This is a genomic window from Lactiplantibacillus xiangfangensis, assembly GCF_001438845.1.
Classification (GTDB): Bacteria; Bacillota; Bacilli; order Lactobacillales; family Lactobacillaceae; genus Lactiplantibacillus; species Lactiplantibacillus xiangfangensis.
Genome location: NZ_JQCL01000080.1, coordinates 218,811 through 242,240 on the forward strand (window position 1 = coordinate 218,811; position 23,430 = coordinate 242,240).

Below are 23,430 nucleotides of genomic sequence, written 5' to 3' on the forward strand. Positions count from 1 at the left end.
AATCGGAGTGATGGAAGTGGATCGCAATGTGGAAGTTAAATATCCCGCAATCTTTCGAGATGAGGGGACGTATTGGGATGTTCGTTTTCCGGATGTTCCAGCGGCCCAAACTTTTGGCGCCAGTGTCCAAGTTGCCGCGGACAATGCTGCTAATGCGTTAGCCATTGCTCTTTTTGAACAATCACGGCCGGCAGCGTCTAATCCACAATATTGGCGGCTGGCCTCGACAGAGTTTGTCGTTTGGATCACGATGGCCAATGTTCAATTTGGTCCGGGTGAAGACACACCGGAACCAATGAATTAGCCCGTTTTACGCAGAGTTTGGGGTGTTTCCCCAAACTCTATTTTTATGTTCAAATTGAAAGGAATTGATTAGATATGCAAGCACATCCCCTAATTTTTGATACTAACATTGCTAAAGATAAACCGGAAAATATTCGTCATACGAGTAATGCTTGTCCATTTTGTGATCCAAGCACGTTGACCGATATTTTTGCACAAGAGGACGACCGAATTTGGTTAGGCAATAAGTTTCCAACGCTTCAGGCGACGTGGCAGACGATCGTGATTGAAACGGCGGACCATAACGGGGACATTGCGACGTATCCCGTGGATCAAAACCGAAAGATTTTTGCATTTGCCTTACAGCACTGGCAGGAAGCCCTGACTAGTGGCCGTTACGAATCCGTCTTACTGTATAAAAACTTTGGCCCCCATTCAGGTGGGAGTTTACGGCACCCACACATGCAAATTGTTGGGTTAGACGACGTTGATGGTTACGGCAATATCGTGCCAGCCAACTTATCTGGTTACCCGGTAATTAGTAACGGGGACTTACGGGTAACGGTTTCAGACCAACCCGTCATGGGCTTTGTCGAATTTAACGTGGCAACGACGTGGGAAGACTCGGCAAGAATGGCCGATGCCGTGCAAACGGTGGTTCGGTACTGCTTGGATGACTTTTTCAAGGGGCGCTGCGATAGCTATAATTTGTTCTTTTACCCAGTCGGTGACCGGGTCGTCTGCAAGGTGATCCCACTATTTAACGTTTCACCTTACTACATCGGCTACCGCCTGTCACAGGCAGATACACCTGAGCGGATGCGTGAGATTGCAGCGGAGGTTCGTCAAAAATTCATGACGGAACAGCCGGATTTGAAGTAGCTAAAGCTGATTTAAACGGGCATTATGTTATCATATTAAGTAAGAGATAGTTATACTTAATAATTAAAAGTAATGAGTGGAGGAATGTAGCGTGCAGAATTTAATTCCAGGCGATATGTTAGAAGTTAATCAAAAACTAAAGTGGGAATTAGATACCGGGATGACGGCGGATGAGAGCAGCGTCATTAACGATGCGGTACTTGCTGGAACTCAGTATTTTGTTGACGAAGCCCTTGAAGGCAGTTATTGGACGGTCAAATGGGATGCCAAACATCAAAATATTGATGTTTATGGCACCACGGGCGACGTTGTTGGTCAAATTAAACCAACTTTAGAAACGCTTGAAGCGGATTTTCGAAAAGACTCACAGGGCTTGTTTATTCGCATTGAAAAAGAAGTTGCCGTCGTGGTCCGTGATAACTAAGTGATTTAACAATGAGGTGATTGCGATGTTTGACGCCGCAGCAGAACGTTATGCGACCTTGGGGCTAGCTTCCAAGCTCCCTGGGACCGTCATCGATGAAATTTGGCACATTATTGACGCTGATTTACAAGGGATGGTTGACTTACCGCAAGTATTACAGTTTGCATTGGTTAGTCGCTCCGGGCACGTCACGGCCGTTTTTGATGATCGTCACGATTCGATTTTTGAATTTGATTTACCAGAAACCTACCACCGAAGTTTTCCGGAGACCATTGCCGTGTTAGATGATGGTCAGTACCAAACGATGATGTTAATGGATGAATTGTCCGTATAACGAGTAAGAGTGTCTTAAAAGGCGGTAAGCTTGTGAGCATTAACGTGGAACCAGTGAGTATTCCTGGGTTTGGAATAGTCGCTGGTTCCGGGTTAAGCGGAGCAAATTGCCTTTTAGGACACGTTTCGACCATAATAGTAGAAAAGAGCCGTTCAGAAAATTTCTGAACGGCTCTTTGAGTGTTTTTTTATGCCAGATGATTTTAGCAGCTATGCGATGGCTTTCTAGGCCCGTAATTGCCGACTCGTTGTATACTTACGGCAAAGGAGTGTGAAAGCAATGTCTAAAACAGCCATCTGCATCGTCGACCAACAACGTTATGACCTCGTCGATGGAATGCAACTATCCGAATTAGAACCACAATTGCAAGCAGCCATTACGGCCGATTATCCGCGTGCCCACGCGCACAGTTTTATTTGTAGTGAACACTTGGTCCATTACCGTTTAGCTAAAATGGATAAGATGATTACGAATGATTACCTAGAAAACGATAAGGTGAATCAGCACTTGTCCAAAATTTTAGCTAAGAACAGTTACCAAGTCGTCGACGTTCACGATGAATTAGAAAATTCACTGACGCTTGGTCAACGAGTGGCGGATGGGGTCGCCCGTTTTGGTGGGAGCTGGGCTTTCATCGGGTCATTTATCGCGGTGATGATCGTTTGGATGCTGATCAACGTGGTACCCATCTTTGGGCATCATTTTGACCCGTACCCCTTCATCTTATTAAACCTCTTTTTGAGTATGGTTGCGGCGATTCAAGCTCCGCTGATCATGATGAGCCAAAATCGGGCTGCTGAATACGACCGCTTGGAAGCGCGCAATGATTTCCGGGTCAACGCGAAGTCCGAAGAAGAGATTCGGGTCTTACACTCGAAGGTCGACCATTTGATTCAACAAGACGAACCCAACATGCTGGAAATTCAAAAAATGCAGACCCAGATGCTGGGTGAAATTCAAGCACAAGTTAACGAATTGCGCCGGTTACAGCCTAAACGACGGCGTAATCAAATGTAGGTTATTTGTACTTGGATTCTAGCGTACTCATCCAGTAGCCTAATGCCGTCCCTAAAATAAGGGCAAGGGCACTGAACAGGTAAGTACTAAGGGTCGCGTTGGCGTAAGAGATACTTTCCGCCGCGTAGGGATTTGGGATTAAGATCAGCAGGGTACTGGCGGTCACGATACCTAAGATGAAGTGGTAGACCCGGGAATGAAACCGAATCAACAGGTGATCCATCAGCTTAGAGAAAAGGACCATTGCCAGAACGCCACCGAGTGCAATCGGTAAGTAGACGCCAAGAATATCCAGTTTCTTAAAACCAGTGAGCATCGGGGTAAATAAGCCTAAAATTAACAGTAAGTTTGAGGGACTTAGTCCGGGAACAAGGATGCCTAACGCGATCAAAGCGCCAGCAACGATGAATCCGCCAAAGTTGGCTGGAAGGGTCCCGAAAAGTTCACTCATGAAGTAGAGTAGTCCGCTGCTGATGAGGAAGGTCCCACCAAACCACAAGTAGTCGACAGAGTCGCGGGGACCGTGGCTACCCGCCGTCTTCATTAGCGCGGGTAAGGTCCCAACGATGGCACCAGCAAAGCCCCATAACACGATGACTTGGGCGTGCGCGAGCAGGTACTCGAGTGGCGCTGATAGCAACGCAATTCCGACGATTCCACCTAAGCCGACCGGGACAAAGTACCAGAAGTCCCGCTTGAAGTTTTGGCGGAAATGGGCCATGAATCCGAGTAACCGTTCGTAAATTCCTAAAATGGCGGCCAGGACACCGCCAGAGACACCTGGTAAAATAAATCCGAGGGCGATGATGACACCCTTGAAAAAGCGGTGCCAGAAAGTATCGTTTGATTGACGTTGCATTATTTAAAGCTCCTTTTAATTGGAAAAGCAAGTTTTATTAAAGTATCTTACGATACCAAATCCACTAAGAAAACGCAATCAATACTCCTGATTGCGTTTTCTTATACGGGTTGACGCTTGCTCATAAAACTGATTTAGCCTAAAATGTACTAATATGAAAAAACATGAAAATTTATGAACATGATTAGGTGTAAGTTCATAACTAAGGAAAGTTGAGGCTATATGGAAAATCAGCAGCTCGCTCGCAAGTTGAAACGACGCCACGTGCAGATGATTGCTTTAGGTGGTGCAATTGGTACGGGCTTATTTCTCGGTTCAGGTGCGGCCATTAGACAGGCCGGGCCATCAATTTTATTGGCGTACGCAATCGGTGGATTCTTTTGCTACCTCATGATGCGCGCCTTGGGGGAATTACTCCTCTCCAATACAAAACTGCATTCTTTCTTGGAATTTATCAATTTATATTTAGGTAAGAAGTTTGAATTTGCCATTGGTTGGACTTACTGGTTATGCTGGATCAGTCTAGCCATGGCCGATTTAACGGCTAGTGGGATCTATATTCGCTACTGGTTCCCTTGGATTCCACAGTGGGTAACGCCGTTAGTCATCATCTTGATTCTACTAGTCTTTAATCTGCTATCCGTGAGTGCCTTTGGGGAACTAGAATACTGGTTCTCCATGATTAAAGTCGTGGCGATCATTGCTTTGATCGTTACCGGGGCGATTCTGATTGGATCATCCGCACACGTCGGGGGTCAAACTGTGTCGGTGACGAACTTGGTTTCACACGGCGGGTTCTTCCCTAAGGGGTTAAGCGGTTTTCTAACGTCGTTTTCACTAGTGATTTTCGCCTTTACCGGAATTGAAATGGTTGGGATTACCGCTGGGGAAGCTGAGAACCCGGAGAAGGAATTACCACGGGCCATCAATAGTTTGCCCATTCGGATTTCATTTTTCTACGTGGGAGCCTTGTTCGTCATCATGTCAATCTATCCGTGGGACCAAATTACGACGAGCCAATCGCCGTTTGTGCAAGTCTTCAGCGACATTGGCATCAAAGCGGCGGCCAGCATCATTAACTTTGTCGTTTTGACGGCAGCCTTATCCGCATGTAACAGCGCCATTTTCAGTACGAGTCGGACGCTATTTACGTTAGCGCACGGCCACAACGCACCAAAGTGGATGGGAAAGGTCAATCGCTATAACGTTCCTGCCCGTGCACTTGGTTTTTCATCGTTGATCTTACTAGTGATCGTTGTCTTAAATTACGTGATTCCTAGTACGGTTTTTACGCTGATCTCAAACGTTGCGACGACCAACTTCATCATTGTCTGGTGCTCGTTACTAGTTTGTCACTACGTTTATAAGAAGACCCAGGACAGTAGTAAGAATCCGTTCAAATTACCGTTGTTCCCGTTATCTAACGTGGTAACGCTGGTCTTTTTCTTAGCCGTAACGGTGGTCTTATGTTTTGACACCGTTAACCGGTGGGCCGTGATTGGATCCGTCTTATGGTTCGTCGTGTTACTCGTTATCGAGTCCGGGATGCGCCGTCACCAACAAATTTCTAAAGATAATTAATTAAGAAAAGCGGCTGTGACTTTTGTCATGGGCGTTTTTTTGTGGCCGGATGTTGCATTTTTACCAAGCGCATCTTTTTGATAAAAATGGCTTATGCTTGTAATTTATAAATCTATCGTTTACAATTGTAATCAAAATAATGAGATGACGGGGGACCGGGTGAATGCAAGCAAAAACGTGGGGTTGGTTAGGGGTGCTAGGCATTGGGTTATTAGGATTAGGCTACGTTTACGGACAGCGTTCGTGGTCGCCGATGGGTGGGATGATGGGCGGTCGCCATGGTGGTAACGGCATGATGATGTCTAAGACGGTTTCCGACGTTGCCACGTCGCAAACAACAACTGCGGCGCACCCGTTAGCTTTACCAAAACGGCTAAAGCCAACGCAGGCAACTAAAACGAAAGTCAGTTACACGTTGACTGCACAGACGAGTCAAATGGCGTTTAAACCGGGAACTAAGACTAAAACACTGGGGTACAACGGTAACTATTTAGGCCCCGTGTTACAAGTTCGCCGGGGCCAAACGCTCCAAATTAAAACACGCAACCAGTTAACGCGTCCAACGACGTTTCACTGGCACGGCGCGATCGTCCCCGGTAAAGATGATGGTGGGCCGCACCAAGTGGTTGCTCCGGGACAGAGTAAGACCGTTGCTTTTAAGATTCAACAGCCCGCGGCGACATTATGGTATCATCCACACGCAATGGGCAGTACGGCTAAACAAGTGTACCAGGGGCTAGCTGGTTTGATCTACGTCCGCGATAAGCAAAGTGACCAGCTACACTTACCGGACAAGTACGGCGTCAACGACTTTCCGGTTGTGATTCAAGACCGGAGCTTTACTAAAAATAATCAGTTTGATTACGACGCAGCTTACAACAGTGACGGGACAAAGGGGAATACGTTACTAATCAATGGCACCTTTAACCCGTATATCAGGGTCACGACTAAATTGGTTCGATTGCGATTCGTCAATGGGTCGAATGCCCGTAATTATCAATTAAAGCTGTCCAATGGCCAAGCAATGCAGCAAATCGCCACGGACGGTGGCCTATTAAGCAAGCCGGTTGCGGTCAAGACGCTCAAACTATCGCCTGGTGAACGTGGTGAGGTCATCATTGATGCGGCAAAGTTTAAAGCGGGACAACCGGTGACGGTCAAAAATGGCCAGCAAGTCGTCTTAACGCTACGATCAGCCCAAAAGAAAGTTAGTGACGGCCAGTTACCGGCGAACCTCCTCTCAGTCCCAACTGTCAATACAACCAATGCGCAACATCAAACGTTAGCATTTAACGGTATGGGGACCATGGTCAGTATCAATCATCAGCAGTATTCGAAAGATCGCATTGATTTAACCGCGCAGCAAGATCGGCCACAAGTCTGGACCTTGAAAAATACTGGCACGATGATGGGCGGGATGATTCACCCGTTTCATTTGCACGGTGTTCAATTTAGAATTTTGAGTATTAACGGGCAGGCCCCGCCAGCTAATTTACAAGGGTTGAAGGATACCGTTGCGTTAGATCCGGATAGTACGGTTAAGATTGCATTTAACTTTAAAGACCGGGGAATCTATATGTATCACTGTCATAACTTGGAACATGAAGAAAATGGGATGATGGGGCAAATCAAGGTCAGTTAATTAGTGTCAATCAATGCAAAAAACAACCATCAGGTCAGATTTGACTTGATGGTTGTTTTGTCTTCCAGATCTAAAGTGCCAATTATTTCGTTTGTGGCGTTGATTTAAGCTGTTTTTCTACGGCCTGAGTGTTTTTCATTAGGACCGCTTCATCACTGAGTGCCATAATTCGGTGGTGGGTGAGTAGGTCGTTAGTGAGTGCCTGGTAGACGAGCGGCGCGACGACCCAGCAAGTTTGCGTGTCGTATTCGGGCGCCGTGAGTAAGTCGTAACCGACGCTGTCATCGACGTAAACTTGAAAGCCAATACCAAGGCGAGCTTGAAGCCGTTTAGCATAGCGATGGTAAAGGGCCTGGTTAGCGGCGGGATCACTAGTTGGGCCAACGATACGATCGCCCAACTGGAGACTAGGAACTAAACGAACTTGCACGGCAAAACGCCTCCTTTACGTTGAATTACTTAATCTTATTTTAAGCCACTCGCAGTAATTTTGCAGGAAAAATAGTTAAAATTAAAATGAACTGATTAGCGAATAGCCGTTAATTGGTTGGCTTTTCAGGATTTCTATCAATAATGATAGGTGGTGTGGGTACTTGATATTTAATGTTAAGCATGATCAACAGCAATCCAAGTACGATCCGTTTGCAATCTAAGCACGCGTATTATACGCGCAAAAATGATATAATCACTTTATATAATACGGGGAGCGATGTAGATGCCTTGGAATTCGAAGAAGGGCATGCAGTCCGAGCAATCATTGGGAGAATGGTTTACACCAAGCCTGCCAGCAGTAAATAATTACGTTGATCGTGGAACTTTAGACAAAAAAATCTTTCGTGAATTTGCGCAAAAAGGTCGGCAAGTTTTGGTGTACGGTCCAACTAGTGCAGGCAAGACAAGCATGGTGCTAGATAATTTAGCTCGTTTAAACCACCAGTATCAGACCAATTATGTTCGTGTAACGATGACCAATTCAACAACTACTGAATCCTTTATTGCCGACGTAGCCAATCAGTTAAACTTAGAACGTGATGTGCAAGTGACTGAGCCCGCTGAAAATGGTGAAAGTATCAAGGGAGAATTCGGTCTTCGAAGATTGCTGAAAATTTCTGGTGAGTTACAAGATAAAGTTTCAAAACAAGTCACTACTGAACATTATAGTGGGACTGATGATTTTTCGATATTGGAAGACGTATTGTTTAGAACTAATACTGTGCTGATTGTGGATGATATGGAAAATCTTACAGATAATGCGCAATCATTACGGATACGATTGGCAGAAATTGCAAAAAATATGTCGGATGATGCTGTCAATTACTCAACTTCATATGCAAAATTGTTTTTGTCGGTATAGCAGAAACAGCGGAGCAACTGTGGAATGACGTTCAATCGTTAAAAAGTAGACTAGCGACTATCAAGGTTCCTTATTTGAATCAAGATGAGAGTAGTGCCATTCTTGAAAACGGTTGGCATCACTCTTCGCTTATTAGTTCACGTGAACAAGTTGAACGAGCTACTTATATATCGAGTGGTATTGGTAAAGTGGTTCATGAAATTGGTCAGAAAACGGGATATGCGGCTATTGATGACGAGACACTAAAAATTCAAGATAAACATATTAATACTGCGATTAGTGACATTTTAGATGTCAATGAGTTGGATTACGAATCTATTTTAGAGAATGCAAAGAATCGTAACAAAACAAAAACACGTGTAAGAAATTATGTTTTATATGTAATGGCAAATAGTGGTGAAATGAGCATGACTAGTCAGGAAGTCCTTCAAGCAGTTAACAAACTACGTCAAGATACTAATTTAAAGATTAGTTCGATTAGTCCAGCCTTGTCAAAGCTAAAATCAATGGATGTACTTGCACAAGAGACCAGAAATAAATGGCACTACTCTGATCCAATGTTTAAGGCCTATGTCCGAGAACATCGAGCAGAGTTGCTTGATACGGTGAATTGGAGTAATGAACAATAGGACCGTACTATTTGTAGACTAAAAAATATCCGTTGATGATAATCAGGACAAATCTTGATTACTGTCAACGGATATTTTAGTATACATTTGAGTTATAACAACTGACTTAAAACTAATCCCGCGATCCCAACTAGGGCTGCGTAGGCAAGTCCGGGTAAGATCGTCTTACGGAGGATTGTGCCTTCTTCACCGCTTAAGCCGACGACGGAACTGACGGCCACGATGTTGTGAACACAGATCATGTTACCGGCCGCTGCCCCGATGAGTTGTGCGGCTAAGACTAGGTTAGGGTTCAAGTGGGCATTCGTTGCGATATCCCCTTGAATCTGAGCGAAAGTTAAGGTCGAGACGGTCGTACTACCAGTGACAAATGCCCCCAGCTGGCCTAAGAACGGTGCCATGAAGATCCAGATCCCCGCGAGGTAAGTGGCAACGAACTTTGCAATGTACATCGGCATGCTTGGCAGGTCGGCTTGATTCAAGCCGGAGTTGGTAAAGACTTGGACCATGACTAGGGTGACGGCTAAGGCTAACGCGGTGCCACCCATTGAACTGACGACCTTTTTAGCTGTCGGAAACAGTGGCTTGAATGATTGGGCCTGAACGAGTAGCCCGATAATTGCCGCTAAGACGAGGACCGTTCCGGGAGAATAGAGAAACTCCCAATCCGAGTTGATACTGGTGAAGCCAAGAATGTGGCGCCATGAGAAGTTGGCGTAGGCCGTCATTAACTTTTGGAGGCCACTGAAAACACGACTTGCGAGTAGTAGTACTACGACTAGTAAGTAAGGAAACCAAGCTTTAAGCAGTGACATCTTTTTAGGGGTGCCAGTCGCGGTCGGCTGATAGTTAGCAACTTGCCACGGCTGGGTTTGAACCCGTTTTGGAAGCAACCACCGCTGCCGGATACTGAGAATGGCAATGACTAAGGTTCCGAGTGGTGCAATGATGGACACAAATTCGTAACCGATTAACCAGGCACTAAGTAGCGCAATACTACTGTAAATCAGGCCAATCACGAGCGCCCAAGGCAGGACTTCCACCCACTGTTTGAAGCGGTTCTTTTTGGGGCCAAACCACAAGATCAAAATTAGAATCAAGATAGCTGGCATGAGGGCACCGACAAATAGATCGAGTTGCGTGACGTGTAGCCCAATCAGATTCAACGTACTCGTTTTTTCAGTCACGTTACTGAGTCCAACGGTCAGTGGCGTTCCAACGGCCCCAAACGCCGCGGGAGTCGAATCCGCAACGAGCGCCAAGATAACGGCCGCTAATGGTGAAAAGCCCAAAGCAATGAGCAACGGTGCGGTGACCATGGCGGGGGTACCGAAACCAGAGACCCCTTCGATTAAACCGCCAAATAGGAAAGCGACTAGAATAGTTTGGAGCCGCATATCAGCTGATAGAGCTTGAAACCCCTGATTGATCCGGTCAATGGCCCCCGTTGCGCGTAGGCAATTGAGCATTAATAAAGCCCCAAATAGAATCCATAAGATGGGCAGCGACTTATGCAGGGCTTGTAACACTGACGCGCTCAGTACGGCTGGCGACATGTGCCAAAAGAAGTAGCCAGTAATAATGACGACAACGGCACTGATACTCATGCCCTTTGTTGCGGGTAAGTTAAACCCGCCGAGCAAGATCAATGGTAATAGGATGGCTGCAGCAGCAACGATAATCATGAACGATGCACTCCTTTCGAACGGCTCGTTAAGCGGCGAGGTCCTTAGACGCTTGTTGGTGTTGACCATACAAGTTGATGAGGGTAATGACCAGAGAAATTCCGACTAGTGGCCACGCCATTCCCATCTGATAGCTTGATTTAAGGGCCGGGTTACTAGGATTGAAAAAGGCCATTAGTTTAAGGTGGTTAACCGCACTAACGGTGACCAATAATCCAAAGAAGCAGAGTTGGCAAAGTAACCCGCCGTAAGTTGAGAACCGGTACTTATGAATGATGGCTAAGTCGGGGTCGCTTTTTTCGGCGGCGTATACACTGTCGTTAATGGCCGGGTTCTCAAAACCGATGGCCATGGCAATTAGTAGTAGGCCCACAGCGTATAAAGCGGGAATCGTCGTCAAAGCCAGTAAGTGACCTAGGATCAAGCCGCCGTTGGCAAGTTGTGTCGCACGTTGCTTATTGGGAGCGATGGCCAGGTAAAGTGGTCGCCCACCTTCAAAGCCAAGCAGGTATAGGGCAAAGACTAAGTACATGCCCTTAGTGCCAAACATAAAGTAACCGAAGAAACTATTAAATAATAAAACGAAACTGAGTAAGAAGCCCCGGTTAAGGATGCGGACCTTGTTTGCTGGCATGAATTTCCAGTCCGCTGCCAGTTCGATGTTTAGTAAGATAATGGCAATCACAATGATACCTAGAACGTATGGTAAGGCAATGGTCAGACTAATCTTTCGTAACAGCGTCAGTAAGGCAATGGCTGCAAAGAAGGCGATAAAAATGACCACCCGCCATATCTTAACTGGGTGGGCCTGTCCCGCGGCATGTTCATCGTAAAACGCCAAGGAGAACTGGTTCAATAGGTGACCAGCGGGGATGGCAATCACGAAGAGTATGGCCAGGAGTACGAAGGCCAAGCGGTACTGAAGGTCGAGCCAAAAATCGAGGCCAAATAAAAGACCCAAGCCAAGAAAAATCAGCCAGTACATCTGTTTGAGCTTGAAATCGGTACTTTGACTCAAATGGAGCTTAATGGTTAGGTAGTAGGGCCAGATATTGGCGGAAGTGTAGCCTAGACACAGAGCGCCGATAATCACCGCAATCAGGTTACTGGTGATGCTGAAGAGCAAGCTACCGAATATGCCAAGCCATAAACAGATCAGCAGGTAGTTGCTCGCTTTTAAACCTAGATGCTTGGTTCCAAACACGCTGGCAGCGCGCGCGACGTAAAAGACAATAATCGCAACTAAATAATTCACGCTGTGCGTCTGCTGGTATTTAAATAAAATTAATACGTATGGTAGGATGATCCCAATATTTGCTAAAAAGTTGAGGGTCGCAACCGAAAAATCCAAACCAAAGTTCCGTAATCTACTCAATAATCTCACACACCATTCCACAAATTTACACACTATCAGTATAGCAATTTGTAAGGGCAAATGCTGACAAAGTGAGCCTTCTCCGTCTAAGAATCGGTTGTGAACTACGACAAAAAACAGCTAACACGTTTTGATGGCTTCGGCGTGCTAGCTGTAAGTGATTAGGTTAGTGGGTTGTTTCTGAATTATCAGACCAACCGTGAGTCACAAAATCAGTATAAATGGGCTGGAAGTAATCCTGTTTTAGTTGCTGGATCAACGCTTCACGTTCATCAGTGGGGAGCAACAGTAAGTTACGTTGTTGCTTTTGCCAAACGAAAGCTTCGGCGCCAAATGAACGAACCTTGTACCAGTTTGCCATGACGCGGGAAGGGACGTGCTCAAAATCAGTGTCGCCGGTCGCTTTGACGTAAGCGGCATTATCCCAGTCGGTCGTTACTACTTGTTGATAGTCGATGATAGAATCCTCCGGTGGTTAAGTTAAGATAATTTATTGTAGCATCATTGGGCGAGTAATTGCTAATGATTATGGGATGAAGGATGTCGTAGTGTTAAAAATAGTGTGAAAGTAACTGGTATCGTGAATGGAAAGTGGTAAGCTTAAAAAATGGAAAATACAGGGGATGGACTAGTCGGTGGATGTCAGATGGTGGTAGTTGTAATTTCTTACTTTAACTAATAAATTTCAACATCAAAACCTAGCCCACCAGCTTATCCCATGCGCCTACATAAAACAAAACCTTTTACGGAGAAATCGTGCATTTTAACTCCTACTTATTTATAATAAAAGTTATGTTCTAACTAGAAAGAACGATTTTTAACAAACACAGCATTAACGTAAGGGGCTTGAGAATGGAAACAACAACACGTCAATTAACTACTGATGATGTACAAACATTACAACAAATCAGCATTGAAACTTATACGGATACTTTTGAAGCTCAAAATACGGCCGCTAATATGCGCGCGTTTCTCGAATCGGCTTATAATCTACCAAAATTAACAGCGGAACTTGCCAATCCGAACTCACGGTTTTACTTTGTCGAACACGATCACCAACCCATGGGGTACCTTAAACTTAACGTTGAAGATGCTCAGTCGGAGAAAATGGGGCACGACACCTTAGAAATTGAACGGATCTATATTCGACCAGCTTTCAAGCACCAAGGTTTGGGAAGTGCCTTTATTAAACAGGCGATTGACTTAGCCAAGCAAGCTCATAAAACTAAAATTTGGTTGGGTGTTTGGGAACATAACGAACCCGCTAAGGCATTTTATGCCAAGTGGGGCTTTAAGCAATTTAGTTCACACACCTTTGTCATGGGTGACGACCCCCAGACGGATTTACTGATGATCAAATCGCTGGACGACTAGCTAACTTAAAAAGCCGTAACTCGATAAAATTCCAGTCAATTTTATTGAGTTACGGCTTTTTTTAGTGGCGTCTCGGTTTCGTAGTGTGGTGATTCAATACGACTTGATCGATGATGTAGGCCAATAGTTGAAGGCCACAAAAAAGGGTCCAAAGCTGCCAACTCCAACTGATCCAAGGCGCAAAGCTGAATAAGGACAACAAAACGAACCAGTTCATGCCAAATAACCACCAGAGCCAAGTTGTTTTTGGTGAAAAAATCCATTGATGCGTTGCAGGAATAAATAGATTACCGGGTAAGGCCCGAAATACCAAAATGAGCGCGGGCATAACGGCGCTTTCAACCATGGCGATTTTGAGATTACTGTTTGAATGGATATTCAACATATCAGGGGTCCAACCAAAGTGGACGGGTACCGTGGTCACTAATAAGCCTTGCAAAAGAAATACGATTAATGGTTGTAAAACTAGAAGTCCTAATAATAGCAGGGTGATTTTTTTAATGTTCCCCATCTTCTTCCCACATCAATTTATCCTTATTTTAACCGTTGGTATCCAAATCAAACCATCATGTTTGTGTAAAATTGGCGTAAATATTAGTAAAAGCTAGCGATTTGATAAGTTCACTATGCTTTCACCGCAAGGATAATGGGAATTGAATTGTGCACACTGTATAATTGTTCATTATCAGAAGCGAAACTGATGGTACTTTACTTGGGGGCTTGTCCATGAATATTTTCGTAAAGGTAGCAGTTGGAATTTCTGGGGTCTTTTATCTGTATTTTTTGATGAACATTATTTTGGTCAATCACTATCGGGAACCGACGGAAAAGTATACTAAGGGGCAGCAACCTTACAAGCTATTCTTGGTGATCCCAGTTTTAAATGAAGAACACGTTATTACACGTACTATCGACCGATTATCGGCCGAGCTGTCCCAGTTACCAAAATCTATTCAGGCACAGATTGTTGCGGTTGATGATAATTCTGGTGATCACAGCTTACTCGCGTTAACCAGTTCGAAGTCACCGTATTTGCAAGTCTTACACCGGGCCGGCAATGATGAATTAGGTAAGGGGGCCGTTTTAAACACCGCCGTCGACTATATTTATCATACGTTGGCCGTAAACTTTGACCCAACAAAAACGATTATTGGGGTCTTTGACGCCGACGCTTTTATGACTCAACCAGATTTGGCACACGCCGTTGCACGCTTCGAACACGATTCAGAGTTAACAATGCTGCAGACGGGCGTTGGCATTTATAACCGGGGAACCTGGCTAACCCAAATGCAAAATTTTGAGTTTATGGGTGTCAATAACGCGACGCAACAACTTCGGAATCGTCTGGGACAAGGAATTGCTTCTGGTAATGGCCAGTTTGTCCGCCTTGACCTTGCCCGCAAAAATCCGTGGGGCAACAGTTTACTGGAAGACTTGGAGTTTACGATTCGGACCTGGCTCATTGGGGGCAAAACCGGGTTTGACCACACCTTAGTCGTTCAACAGGAGGGCGTGGAGAAAGTCTTGCCGTTCTTTCAACAACGAGTTCGCTGGTGCCAAGGATCACTCCAATGTATGCACTACTTGCCAGCGCTTTGGCGATCACGCCACGCGAATCGATTTCAAAAGGTGGATACGGCGGTGTGGATCATGATGCCTTTTACTGGTTGTATCACACCCGTAGCGGGCATTGTCGCGTTAATTGTCCTAATGAACCGGACTTTAGCTGATTTGCAATTCGGCTGGCACCACTTAGCCATCATTGCAATTATTGCCATAACGCTAATTGTATGCGTTTTATCCGCTAATATTTATCTGCGTAATTACGCCAGTGTCCACCAGAAAATCAAGGTCGCACCCGCACTTTTACAAAGTCTCAGTTTTCAGGGTTATTTATTGATTGTCAGTTTAACACCGTATTTTGCAGTTTACCGGCAAATTCGGGGCTACACCAACTGGACGAAAACGAAACACGGGCTCGCAAAAGCACGTCCAGTTTATGCGAAACTGAATGATTCATACTAGTGGGGGGATTCAAATGCTAAAAAAGGGGATCGTCAAAGCAACGCAGGCATTTACCTTAGTGGTTGCGGGTTTCCTCCTAGTGTGGATGTTAGCGGCAAGTTGGTTTGTGGAATGGGACTCGTCACTTAAACTAACTACCGGCGTAATCATCAGTAGTTCACTCATGGTGATCGCCATACTCGCACTTGTTATTGGCGGAAGCTACTGGCTGACTAAAAAGAACACGAGTTGGCTCATCGGCAGCTTTGTCGGATTGACTCTATTGAAATTACCATTGGTTGCGTGGCTGCCAATTAAACCAACTTCGGATTTCTGGAACTATCACACGCTGGCTGCATTTAACGCACAGGGGTTAACTTGGCACCACCTGTTGGAACGGGGCGACCTCGGCAACTACGTTATTTTCCCGCACGCCTTAAACATTGCTAACTTTTTTAGTTTCAGCGTAGCCTTGGCGGGTAACAACTTTTTTGTTAGCCAGCTCATTAATATCAGTTGTACTTTTATTGATATGTTACTCATATACTGGCTAGTGTCCCGCTGGCTTTCCCGGCGACTTGGAATCGTGGCCAGTTTGATTTTCTACTGTATTCCGGCTTATTGGATTTACAGTACCTTGTTAAACGGTGCCGAACCGTTCTTTGTGACCTGCGTTTTGATTACAATGCTTACCCTAACTAAGGCGTTTGCGCCACTTCCAACGGCAACGACCAACGATCAGTGGATCAATTTGATATTTGCCTGGGTGGCAACCGTGGCCGCCAATATGGTACGTCCCATCATGGCTGTTTGGCTAATCGCACTCGTCATTTTCACGATTATTCTCATGTTACAGTCCGTTGAACCCCTAAGGCAACATAGTAAGCAACTCTTGATCTATTTTGCCGCTACGTTAATTTTTCTGATTAGCTCAACGGGAATCTATAGTTGGCTATACGGCTTTCAAGTGGCACCCAATAATGTCGCGGTGGGGTATAGTCTCGCAACCGGGACTAGTGCTAAGACTAAGGGCACGTATAATCCGCACATCGCTAAACAGGTCGCCAAAGAACTCAAGGTTGATCCAAACTTGGAAACGTCCTATCCGCGGATTGCTAAAACGATGGCGAGTGATATTCAGGATAATCTAACCGAATTGCAGGGACGTGCGGTACCATTCATGAATCAAAAGATGCAGGGCTTAATGAGTGAGGACTACGGCTATAATTGGGTGCTCTACGATTTAAGTTCCGCAAAGGCTAACCGCAAAAAAAACAAAGCGTGGTATCAGGGGCGCGCATTCCTAACCATCACGTCGTACAGTTACTTTCAGGCAATGCTCATGGTTGCCATTGTAAGTGTCCTGCTTGGGTTATGGCTGTTATTTAAAACGAGTTATTTAAATAACTATTACTTTTACAGTGCGCTGCTTCTGGATGGTTTTACAATCAGTTCACTATTTCTGGAAGTTCAGGGGCGCTACCACGTGATTATTTACTTGCCAATCATCTTCATCATCATCTGTGGGGTTGCCGTGGGCCTACAACTAGTTTATAAGTCATGGCATACTAAACAGGTCGCATGATTTGTTTCATTCATGAAGAATCTGAATCGTTTTTTCCAATCAGCAATGCAGCATTAAATTTAACGTCGGTTGTATTGGAAAAGGGAGATACCCCGTGTTTACAAATGAAAGTTGATCTCGTGAAATTTCCCTAAGCAAAAATTTATTGGCCGTAGCTACAATTGAGCAAAGCGATACCGGAATCAGCGAATATCAATTAATAAATAGTCAAAAGGTCCAAGCAAATCATCCGTGACATAATTTGCTTGGACCTTTTTAGACATTAAACCACTTTCTAATTTAATTGATCATCCGCCACAAGGCAACATGTTTCCTACGGGAAACATGTTGTGATAAACTTGTTATAAGTGAAATAATCCGATTGTGAGTTGATTTTGGATGTCTCGAGAGGAAGAAGTCAAAGCGATTGTTGTTTTGATAAAATCTAACAAAAATAATTGGAAAATCAGTCATCGTGCGAAGAATTATTCAGCGGCAGTAACGTTAGGTATTGATTTAGATGAAATTTTAGATGAAATATATCAAAAAATCACATGGCGCAATTTTGTTGCTGGTCCAATGGCAGACAATCATCATCCAAGAATTCCGGGAGATATTTGGCTCTTTGGTATGGACATAGAAAATACTGAGTGCTATTTAAAATTTCAAATTAAAAGTGGCAATATAATATTTTGGATTTCAACACATCCTGCTGAGCACCCGTTAAATTATCCCTTTAAATAACAGAATATTTTAACTTTGCATTCTTGGAGGTGCTAATTATGATAAAAAAAATTTTTTATAATGAAGAATTAAATACCACTGGCGAATATTTAGAAGTATGGAAATATGAGACTATACGGGTCAAAGACATCTCTGACTTGATTGTCCATAATCATTACTGGAAAGATTCCCAAGGAGAACTTTGGTTAGATTTTGATGATCCAAATGAGAATTTTAGAAGGTCCTTTAATGCTTACAGAAAGCGAAAAGGGTTCATGCAACCAAATGAGATAAAAAAGTTACGAGAAGATTTGCATTTAAGTCAACGTGTTTTCTCTGAACGCTTAGGTATTAGCTATGCAAAAGTATCACAGATTGAGAATAATAAACGAGTTCAAACACTATCACAGGAAATTTCCTTCAGAAAAGCACAACAGGACTATGAAAGACAGGGTTTTTTAACCTCATATAATTCTTCCGAAAGTGATAGTGCTAAATTAACTAGCATTCTGACTGAAACGAAATATATAGATACGGCTAAATATTTCTATACGACTAGTAATGAATCAAAAGCTACAATGTTTAAAGCTCAAGTGTTTGTTGGAGGTGTTGCATAATGGCAGTTTTAGAATTCAAAAGCTATTCAGTTAACGAGTTAAGTTATAAAAAGAATCCATTATATCAAGAAAATAGCCAAAATATTAGTATAGATCCAAAAGTTGAAGTTAAGAATACACTGAAACAGGAAAAAATTATAGTGACCGTTAATGTGCATATTGGTTCGCAGTCGGACAAACAAACTCCTTTTATGGTAACTGCAAGCATCAGCGGAGAATTTATATATCATGAAAACGAAGATCATAATCAAATTGGTGTTGATACTTTAATCAAGAAAAATGCCGTTGCCATTCTTTATCCTTATGTACGATCCCTAGTATCAAATATAACCACTGCATCAAATCAATTTCCAGCACTTATTTTACCTACTATAAATGTTACACAGGTACTTGATGAAAACGGTAAGAGTCAAGAGGTTGCTGACTAACATTTAAATACAGATGAATTGTTGGTATTGTGTAGTCTGTGGAAAATCATTTAATAATGTGTTTAATATATCTTCTGTTACTACCAAAAAACATCCTTGTCACTATTAGCAATTTAGTGGCAAAGATGTTTTTTTGATGTAACGCTGAGAAAGCGATACCGCTTTCGTTACGATTTGTTAATTGTCGCCAGCGGACCAGCGTTCAAGTGTTCAAATATCGTCAACGCCTCCGATTTAGAAAGTAAAGAAGCGCCATAGCAACGATGACGCCAGTTTTTCTGGGGGATTTTGCTGTCAACATACCACGCCCAAACGTCTTTTGATAAATACTCACGGTAGCCGTGATACCCAAACTGGCCACCGGTCTCCGCCGCAATTAGCGCATGTAAAATCAGATGTTCAACTTCATCCGCGTAAACAAGGTATTTGCTACGCTGATAAGTAAACGGGTACTGGTTTTGCTTGATAGTCACCGCATCGGACATGTTACTGAACTGATTTTCAGCAACGTGGTGGGTGCATAAGCCATCCCGGGTCCGGCTGTAATTTCCGCGCTGTAAACGCAAAACTTTTCCCGCTAAGAATTGTTCGTAGGAAGCTTGCACGAAATAGTCATCTTTGACAAGACCGTGACGGGCTCTCAGTTGGGCGACGGCTTCATCGTAAGGTAGTTCAATCAAAGCTAGGTAGTGCTGAAAACGCTGGGTTTGATCAATTGTCATTGGAAGTCTCGGTAATCAGCGGCGTGTTTAAGTCAACGAATTCCGCAAACCGATGTTCCCAAATTTGTTGATGATGCCGTTTTATCTGGGTGGCCGTCAAAAAGTCACTGTCAATCGTCGTGATTCCTTCAATGAGTAATGTTATTTTAAAACCTAGGTGATAAGCCACCCGAATCGTAGTATCCACACAAAACTCAACTTGCGCGCCACAAATTTCGATTGAATTCAAATGGTTCATTTTGAGAAAAGATTCCAATCCCGTTTGATAAAATGCATCGGGACGAGTTTTATTATAGAAAGTATCCGTACCTTGAACGTGTAACTCAGGAAATAACTGCCAACTTTCACTCGATACTACCATCCCCGGTTCGGTATGCTGAATGAAGATGATGGGGTGGTTTGCTTCGCGATACTGGTCAATTCGTTGATTGATCGTTGCAATCACGTGCTCACGCTGATCAAGGTCAGTAAGTGCACGTTGCATATCAATGATAATCAGGGCTTGTGCCATTCTGTCACACTTTCTCATCATATCGATGAATGTTATTAAACCGTTTAAGTATAAACAGCCTGGTTTTTGTTATACTAGTTTCCCTTAGAATTGTCAAAGCGCCAACTATGCGATCGCTCATTTAATAAATCGATGCCGCCTGACTAACCAGTAGCCAATCCCAACAAGAATACAAATTAAGATGATCCGCACGATTCCAAGTGTCAGCCAAAGGGTAATCCAGGTTTGTAGAAGCTGTGTTAAATTTAAGTTTTCCAATATTACGTCCTCATTCCATTCTAGCGATAACTTAATAAAATCCGGCCGTGTGAATGTTTATCCTGTAGTTCGTGCTGCGCGGATTTGACTACGGTAAACGGGAAAGTATTCTGAATAACTGCCTGTAACGTTCCCTGAGCAAGCTGATCTAAGAGCCAACGGTAGTCTTGCAGTCGAATCCGGCCGTTAACAAAGGTAAAAGATTGCCCAGCGCTTGGGACGTAGTCTGGATTCGCTAATGACCAAATTGCTGTGGGCCCCATCTGTGAGAGCTGATCTAGTAGTTGGCTTGACCCAGCCAAATCAATGATTTTAGTGGCAGGGGGAACTCAGTTAATTGTTGTTGTAACGGTTCGTCATAAGCCAACGTCTGATCAGCACCTAAGCTTGCTAATAAGCGCTGTTCACTAGAGTGGCTCATTGCGATTAACCTAACACCCATTTGGTGTAAAAGCTGTAACAAGTAGGTGCCCACGCTACCACTGGCGCCAGTTATCAAAATCACGTCGTCTTTAGTAGCCCGGCTCGCTCTGACGGCCATCAATGCCGCGTCGGCACCCCCAATCAAAGTTGTAGCCGCTGCCAAAGAGACGTTTTTAGGGACTGAAAATAGGGGGAGTGCAGAAACTAGCGTCGTTTGATGGCTGCCTTTAAGACTGAAGCCAATCACCCGTTGACCTAATAAGGCTTTCTTACGTAGTTGGCCAACTTCAGTCACAACCCCGCCGAAACCATAGCCAATCACCATGGGTAAGTGCACTGGCCGCTGTGATTTCAACGTACCAGTTTCCGTCAATAAGTCGTACGGCATCACCGGCGTGTAGTGGGTCGCAACTTTCACAGCTAGTGGGATCAAAGTTGGTTCCGGCTTCGTCATAATTTGAAGCGCATCAATGCCGTTATAATTTCTCTGAACGATTGCTTTCATTTTGGCGCCTCCTGACATCCCACTGAAGCATTTGCTGACAGGGTGGGGCATTGAACTGACTTGAAAAAATGAGTAAACATAAAAAAGGCCTCCCTTTACTTGGTGGCCTTACTTTAATGGAAAAGATGTGGTTAAGAAAATCAGTATGCTGATATTTAAAATTGTTTCGGAACTGGTTCGTGAAATAAGTCGGTCAAAAAGCGCTGCTTTTGCTGCGCATCTGCTGCCACTTGCGGTTGTACTTGCTGAATGGCAATTTCTGCAAGTAGCCGGTAACAATTTGCGAGCATATAGTGGGACTGATGAGCCGTAATCGCGGTGATGGTTGCTAATAAATGTTGTCTGGCTAATGCTGGTTCACTCAGTAGGTATCTCATCAGGGCGTTCAGATACCAGATCACGTTATGGTTTTCATCATAAGGTAGATGCTTTAAATCGCTTAATCCCTGATCCATCAGTTTCACGGCCGTTTGCCGGCGTCCGCACTTCGCATTAACAAGCGCTAACGTGGTTATAGCTAGGCAGGCCAGCGTTGTCATCCCAGACTCCGCAGTCATACTGAGTGCAAGTTTTAAGCTTTGTTGAGCGGCGTCTAAATCAGACCCAATTTGAATTTGAGTCACTGCCAAATAATAATAGTAAGCCTGAGTTTGGCTGGAGGTGCTGACGTGCTCGAGGGTCGTTGATGCTAACAATAAACGTTGCAGTTCTTGGTACCGATGTTGATTACATAACTGTTGCATGCGTGCGTTGATTGCGGCGTCTTCATTAATATCAAAATCATGCGCTAAACTAATGGTAGCTAGTGAGATCTTTAAACGTTCACATAAGGCTAACAGTAGCTTAGCATTAGGAACGTAGCGGTCATTTTCAATCGCCGACAACATGGATTGCGCGCAGAGCCCATCTGCAACTTGTTTCTGGGTTAGCCGTTGTTGTTTACGGCTTCGTTGTAAAGTGGTCCCAAGTGACATTCGTGTACACCTTCCTTTAAGCTTACTTGTGACGTAAACATCATTTCAACTAGATTAACATTGCCTTCAGTCGATGTTCAACAACTTACGATCAAAAAAAATAAGCCCTTAACGCAATTTACGCTAAGGGCTCAGTACTTATATTAAAGTAATTATTCGACAACAATCAATGATTTGATAGCTTCACGGTTCGTCATGGCTTGGTAGGCGTCATTAATTTCTTCTAAACTGAACTGTTTAGTGAAGACTTTGCCAGGATGAATTTCACCATCTAATACGGCTTTTAACAACACTTGTTTATCATAAGTGGTCACTGAAGCGGGACCGCCCGCAATAATAGTGTTGTTATAAAATGAAGCCGTCATATCCATTTTAGGTTCGTGTGGTAAACCAACGCGACCAACAATGGCGCCGGGACGGGCAACGTTCATCGCCGTTTCGTTTGATAACTCGGTACCGACACATTCAAGTACGGCATCCGCACCAGCGTTATTGGTCAATTCTTTAACGCGTTGAATCCCATCGTCACCACGTTCGGCGACAATGTCGGTTGCACCAAATTCTAAGGCTAACTTTTGACGATCTTCATGGCGACTCATTGCAATGATCCGTTTAGCACCACGCATTTTAGTAGCAATCACACCACATAAGCCAACGGCACCATCACCAACCACGACAACGGTATCACCAGTTTTAACGTTTGCTACACGGGCAGCGTGGTAACCAGTTGCCATGACGTCGGCTAAACTCAGCAGGGAGTTCAACATGGCATCGCTGTAATCGCTAGGCTTGCCAGGGACTTTAACCAGTGCCCACTCACCGTGTTGGAAACGAATGTATTCTGCTTGGACGCCATTACTAAAGTTATCTTGATGATTTTGGCAGTCGCCGTCAAACCCAGCTAAGCAAGCTGCGCAATGTCCGCAACCATGGGTAAAGGGTGCAATCACAAAGTCGCCTGGAACCACAGTGGTAATTGCTGAACCCACCGATTCAACAATCCCAATGGCTTCGTGGCCAGCATTTTCGGAATGTTCAGCCTTAGGTTCAAGGCCCCGGTAAGACCATAAATCAGAACCACAAACACAGGTACGAACAACGTGAATAATAACGTCGTCTGCAGCTTGAATTGTTGGCTTCTCAATTTCTTCTAGCGCAACTTGACCAGGTTTCATAAATACCGTACTTTTCATTAATTAGCCACTCTCTTCTATATTAATAAATTGATTATTGACCTAACAAAACTAGTATAGATAGTTCATC

Annotated in this window: 27 protein-coding genes; 15 read left to right on the forward strand and 12 right to left on the reverse strand. The window is 44.2% G+C overall.

Going from position 1 to position 23,430, the window contains the following annotated elements; all coding sequences use genetic code 11:
* The first annotated feature begins 16 nt into the window (after nt 1-16).
* The 5 genes from IV64_RS10185 to IV64_RS10205 all read left to right on the forward strand — a co-directional run bounded on the left by IV64_RS10185 (nt 17) and on the right by IV64_RS10205 (nt 2,939).
* Entirely contained in the window at nt 17-304 is a 288-nt protein-coding gene (locus tag IV64_RS10185; RefSeq protein WP_057707137.1) for an RNA-binding protein, read from the forward strand.
* Between the two features lie 74 nt (nt 305-378).
* Nucleotides 379-1,164, forward strand: a complete 786-nt coding sequence (locus IV64_RS10190) for a DUF4931 domain-containing protein (protein ID WP_057707138.1) — start codon at nt 379-381, stop codon at nt 1,162-1,164.
* Nucleotides 1,165-1,255: 91 nt separating this feature from the next.
* Complete coding sequence (locus IV64_RS10195) at nt 1,256-1,588, forward strand: hypothetical protein (protein ID WP_057707139.1); 333 nt, start codon at nt 1,256-1,258, stop codon at nt 1,586-1,588.
* Between the two features lie 25 nt (nt 1,589-1,613).
* A complete protein-coding gene (locus tag IV64_RS10200) occupies nt 1,614-1,922 on the forward strand; it encodes a DUF960 family protein (RefSeq protein WP_057707140.1) in 309 nt (102 codons plus the stop codon).
* A 279-nt stretch (nt 1,923-2,201) separates the two neighbouring features.
* Complete coding sequence (locus IV64_RS10205) at nt 2,202-2,939, forward strand: DUF1003 domain-containing protein (RefSeq protein ID WP_057707141.1); 738 nt, start codon at nt 2,202-2,204, stop codon at nt 2,937-2,939.
* A 1-nt stretch (nt 2,940) separates the two neighbouring features.
* On the opposite strand, the gene IV64_RS10210 is transcribed toward IV64_RS10205, so the two are convergent.
* Nucleotides 2,941-3,798, reverse strand: a complete 858-nt coding sequence (locus IV64_RS10210; RefSeq protein WP_057707142.1) for a DUF368 domain-containing protein — start codon at nt 3,796-3,798, stop codon at nt 2,941-2,943.
* 222 nt (nt 3,799-4,020) lie between these two features.
* On the opposite strand from IV64_RS10210, the gene IV64_RS10215 reads away from it, so the two are divergent.
* Together IV64_RS10215 and IV64_RS10220 are read left to right on the forward strand one after the other, a co-directional pair.
* Entirely contained in the window at nt 4,021-5,379 is a 1,359-nt protein-coding gene (locus IV64_RS10215) for an amino acid permease (RefSeq protein ID WP_057707143.1), read from the forward strand.
* A 163-nt stretch (nt 5,380-5,542) separates the two neighbouring features.
* Nucleotides 5,543-7,021, forward strand: a complete 1,479-nt coding sequence (locus tag IV64_RS10220) for a multicopper oxidase family protein (RefSeq protein WP_057707144.1) — start codon at nt 5,543-5,545, stop codon at nt 7,019-7,021.
* An 82-nt stretch (nt 7,022-7,103) separates the two neighbouring features.
* Here the strand turns inward: IV64_RS10220 and IV64_RS10225 are convergent, their stop codons facing one another.
* On the reverse strand, nt 7,104-7,451 hold the full coding sequence (locus IV64_RS10225) for a hypothetical protein (protein WP_057707145.1): 348 nt from the start codon (nt 7,449-7,451) through the stop codon (nt 7,104-7,106).
* A 285-nt stretch (nt 7,452-7,736) separates the two neighbouring features.
* On the opposite strand from IV64_RS10225, the gene IV64_RS10230 reads away from it, so the two are divergent.
* Both IV64_RS10230 and IV64_RS10235 read left to right on the forward strand, forming a co-directional pair.
* The gene (locus IV64_RS10230) at nt 7,737-8,375 is read left to right on the forward strand and encodes an AAA family ATPase (protein ID WP_057707146.1); all 639 of its coding nucleotides are present in this window, start codon (nt 7,737-7,739) and stop codon (nt 8,373-8,375) included.
* A gap of 74 nt (nt 8,376-8,449) precedes the next feature.
* On the forward strand, nt 8,450-9,004 hold the full coding sequence (locus tag IV64_RS10235; RefSeq protein WP_057707147.1) for a hypothetical protein: 555 nt from the start codon (nt 8,450-8,452) through the stop codon (nt 9,002-9,004).
* 92 nt (nt 9,005-9,096) lie between these two features.
* Here the strand turns inward: IV64_RS10235 and IV64_RS10240 are convergent, their stop codons facing one another.
* The 3 genes from IV64_RS10240 to IV64_RS10250 form a co-directional block, all read right to left on the reverse strand.
* Nucleotides 9,097-10,689, reverse strand: coding sequence for an L-lactate permease (locus IV64_RS10240; protein ID WP_057707148.1), 1,593 nt, complete (start codon nt 10,687-10,689; stop codon nt 9,097-9,099).
* Between the two features lie 28 nt (nt 10,690-10,717).
* Entirely contained in the window at nt 10,718-12,064 is a 1,347-nt protein-coding gene (locus IV64_RS10245; protein ID WP_057707149.1) for a hypothetical protein, read from the reverse strand.
* 166 nt (nt 12,065-12,230) lie between these two features.
* On the reverse strand, nt 12,231-12,425 hold the full coding sequence (locus tag IV64_RS10250; protein WP_057707150.1) for a hypothetical protein: 195 nt from the start codon (nt 12,423-12,425) through the stop codon (nt 12,231-12,233).
* Nucleotides 12,426-12,916: 491 nt separating this feature from the next.
* On the opposite strand from IV64_RS10250, the gene IV64_RS10255 reads away from it, so the two are divergent.
* On the forward strand, nt 12,917-13,438 hold the full coding sequence (locus IV64_RS10255) for a GNAT family N-acetyltransferase (protein WP_057707151.1): 522 nt from the start codon (nt 12,917-12,919) through the stop codon (nt 13,436-13,438).
* Between the two features lie 61 nt (nt 13,439-13,499).
* On the opposite strand, the gene IV64_RS10260 is transcribed toward IV64_RS10255, so the two are convergent.
* Nucleotides 13,500-13,949, reverse strand: a complete 450-nt coding sequence (locus tag IV64_RS10260; RefSeq protein WP_057707152.1) for a hypothetical protein — start codon at nt 13,947-13,949, stop codon at nt 13,500-13,502.
* Nucleotides 13,950-14,164: 215 nt separating this feature from the next.
* Here IV64_RS10260 and IV64_RS10265 point away from each other — a divergent pair, with 215 nt between their 5' ends.
* The 5 genes from IV64_RS10265 (at nt 14,165) to IV64_RS10285 (ending at nt 18,774) form a co-directional block, all read left to right on the forward strand.
* A complete protein-coding gene (locus IV64_RS10265; protein ID WP_057707153.1) occupies nt 14,165-15,463 on the forward strand; it encodes a glycosyltransferase family 2 protein in 1,299 nt (432 codons plus the stop codon).
* A gap of 13 nt (nt 15,464-15,476) precedes the next feature.
* Nucleotides 15,477-17,027 (forward strand): glycosyltransferase family 39 protein, encoded by a 1,551-nt coding sequence (locus IV64_RS10270; protein WP_057707154.1) that lies wholly within the window; start codon nt 15,477-15,479, stop codon nt 17,025-17,027.
* Nucleotides 17,028-17,405: 378 nt separating this feature from the next.
* Nucleotides 17,406-17,750: a hypothetical protein gene (locus IV64_RS10275; RefSeq protein WP_057707155.1), complete on the forward strand. Its 345-nt coding sequence runs from the start codon at nt 17,406-17,408 to the stop codon at nt 17,748-17,750.
* Nucleotides 17,751-17,788: 38 nt separating this feature from the next.
* Complete coding sequence (locus IV64_RS10280; RefSeq protein WP_057707156.1) at nt 17,789-18,346, forward strand: helix-turn-helix domain-containing protein; 558 nt, start codon at nt 17,789-17,791, stop codon at nt 18,344-18,346.
* The gene (locus IV64_RS10285; protein ID WP_057707157.1) at nt 18,346-18,774 is read left to right on the forward strand and encodes a protein-export chaperone SecB; all 429 of its coding nucleotides are present in this window, start codon (nt 18,346-18,348) and stop codon (nt 18,772-18,774) included. Before IV64_RS10280 ends, IV64_RS10285 begins: the two co-directional genes overlap by 1 nt.
* 167 nt (nt 18,775-18,941) lie before the next feature.
* Here the strand turns inward: IV64_RS10285 and IV64_RS10290 are convergent, their stop codons facing one another.
* The 6 genes from IV64_RS10290 to IV64_RS10315 all read right to left on the reverse strand — a co-directional run bounded on the left by IV64_RS10290 (nt 18,942) and on the right by IV64_RS10315 (nt 23,360).
* Nucleotides 18,942-19,496 (reverse strand): SAV1803-related protein, encoded by a 555-nt coding sequence (locus IV64_RS10290; protein ID WP_057707158.1) that lies wholly within the window; start codon nt 19,494-19,496, stop codon nt 18,942-18,944.
* A complete protein-coding gene (locus tag IV64_RS10295; RefSeq protein ID WP_057707159.1) occupies nt 19,486-20,007 on the reverse strand; it encodes an isochorismatase family protein in 522 nt (173 codons plus the stop codon). The genes IV64_RS10290 and IV64_RS10295 overlap by 11 nt, the downstream gene beginning before the upstream one ends.
* 278 nt (nt 20,008-20,285) lie before the next feature.
* Nucleotides 20,286-20,528, reverse strand: a complete 243-nt coding sequence (locus IV64_RS14690; RefSeq protein WP_057707160.1) for a hypothetical protein — start codon at nt 20,526-20,528, stop codon at nt 20,286-20,288.
* Between the two features lie 14 nt (nt 20,529-20,542).
* Nucleotides 20,543-21,193: an alcohol dehydrogenase catalytic domain-containing protein gene (locus IV64_RS10305; protein WP_057707161.1), complete on the reverse strand. Its 651-nt coding sequence runs from the start codon at nt 21,191-21,193 to the stop codon at nt 20,543-20,545.
* Nucleotides 21,194-21,348: 155 nt separating this feature from the next.
* A complete protein-coding gene (locus IV64_RS10310) occupies nt 21,349-22,167 on the reverse strand; it encodes a helix-turn-helix domain-containing protein (RefSeq protein ID WP_057707162.1) in 819 nt (272 codons plus the stop codon).
* 152 nt (nt 22,168-22,319) lie between these two features.
* Nucleotides 22,320-23,360, reverse strand: a complete 1,041-nt coding sequence (locus IV64_RS10315) for a zinc-binding dehydrogenase (RefSeq protein WP_057707163.1) — start codon at nt 23,358-23,360, stop codon at nt 22,320-22,322.
* Nucleotides 23,361-23,430: the final 70 nt, after the last annotated feature.

Coding starts and splice junctions, on each gene's coding strand:
- IV64_RS10275 (WP_057707155.1), top strand. CDS start 17,406: ATGTCTCGAGAGGAAGAAGTCAAAGCGATTGTTGTTTTGATAAAATCT.
- IV64_RS10280 (WP_057707156.1), top strand. CDS start 17,789: ATGATAAAAAAAATTTTTTATAATGAAGAATTAAATACCACTGGCGAA.
- IV64_RS10315 (WP_057707163.1), bottom strand. CDS start 23,360: ATGAAAAGTACGGTATTTATGAAACCTGGTCAAGTTGCGCTAGAAGAA.
- IV64_RS10260 (WP_057707152.1), bottom strand. CDS start 13,949: ATGGGGAACATTAAAAAAATCACCCTGCTATTATTAGGACTTCTAGTT.
- IV64_RS10240 (WP_057707148.1), bottom strand. CDS start 10,689: ATGATTATCGTTGCTGCTGCAGCCATCCTATTACCATTGATCTTGCTC.
- IV64_RS10310 (WP_057707162.1), bottom strand. CDS start 22,167: ATGTCACTTGGGACCACTTTACAACGAAGCCGTAAACAACAACGGCTA.
- IV64_RS10255 (WP_057707151.1), top strand. CDS start 12,917: ATGGAAACAACAACACGTCAATTAACTACTGATGATGTACAAACATTA.
- IV64_RS10295 (WP_057707159.1), bottom strand. CDS start 20,007: ATGGCACAAGCCCTGATTATCATTGATATGCAACGTGCACTTACTGAC.
- IV64_RS10285 (WP_057707157.1), top strand. CDS start 18,346: ATGGCAGTTTTAGAATTCAAAAGCTATTCAGTTAACGAGTTAAGTTAT.
- IV64_RS10210 (WP_057707142.1), bottom strand. CDS start 3,798: ATGCAACGTCAATCAAACGATACTTTCTGGCACCGCTTTTTCAAGGGT.
- IV64_RS10190 (WP_057707138.1), top strand. CDS start 379: ATGCAAGCACATCCCCTAATTTTTGATACTAACATTGCTAAAGATAAA.
- IV64_RS10230 (WP_057707146.1), top strand. CDS start 7,737: ATGCCTTGGAATTCGAAGAAGGGCATGCAGTCCGAGCAATCATTGGGA.
- IV64_RS10220 (WP_057707144.1), top strand. CDS start 5,543: ATGCAAGCAAAAACGTGGGGTTGGTTAGGGGTGCTAGGCATTGGGTTA.
- IV64_RS10290 (WP_057707158.1), bottom strand. CDS start 19,496: ATGACAATTGATCAAACCCAGCGTTTTCAGCACTACCTAGCTTTGATT.
- IV64_RS10265 (WP_057707153.1), top strand. CDS start 14,165: ATGAATATTTTCGTAAAGGTAGCAGTTGGAATTTCTGGGGTCTTTTAT.
- IV64_RS14690 (WP_057707160.1), bottom strand. CDS start 20,528: ATGGGGCCCACAGCAATTTGGTCATTAGCGAATCCAGACTACGTCCCA.
- IV64_RS10205 (WP_057707141.1), top strand. CDS start 2,202: ATGTCTAAAACAGCCATCTGCATCGTCGACCAACAACGTTATGACCTC.
- IV64_RS10270 (WP_057707154.1), top strand. CDS start 15,477: ATGCTAAAAAAGGGGATCGTCAAAGCAACGCAGGCATTTACCTTAGTG.
- IV64_RS10200 (WP_057707140.1), top strand. CDS start 1,614: ATGTTTGACGCCGCAGCAGAACGTTATGCGACCTTGGGGCTAGCTTCC.
- IV64_RS10305 (WP_057707161.1), bottom strand. CDS start 21,193: ATGAAAGCAATCGTTCAGAGAAATTATAACGGCATTGATGCGCTTCAA.
- IV64_RS10215 (WP_057707143.1), top strand. CDS start 4,021: ATGGAAAATCAGCAGCTCGCTCGCAAGTTGAAACGACGCCACGTGCAG.
- IV64_RS10250 (WP_057707150.1), bottom strand. CDS start 12,425: ATGGCAAACTGGTACAAGGTTCGTTCATTTGGCGCCGAAGCTTTCGTT.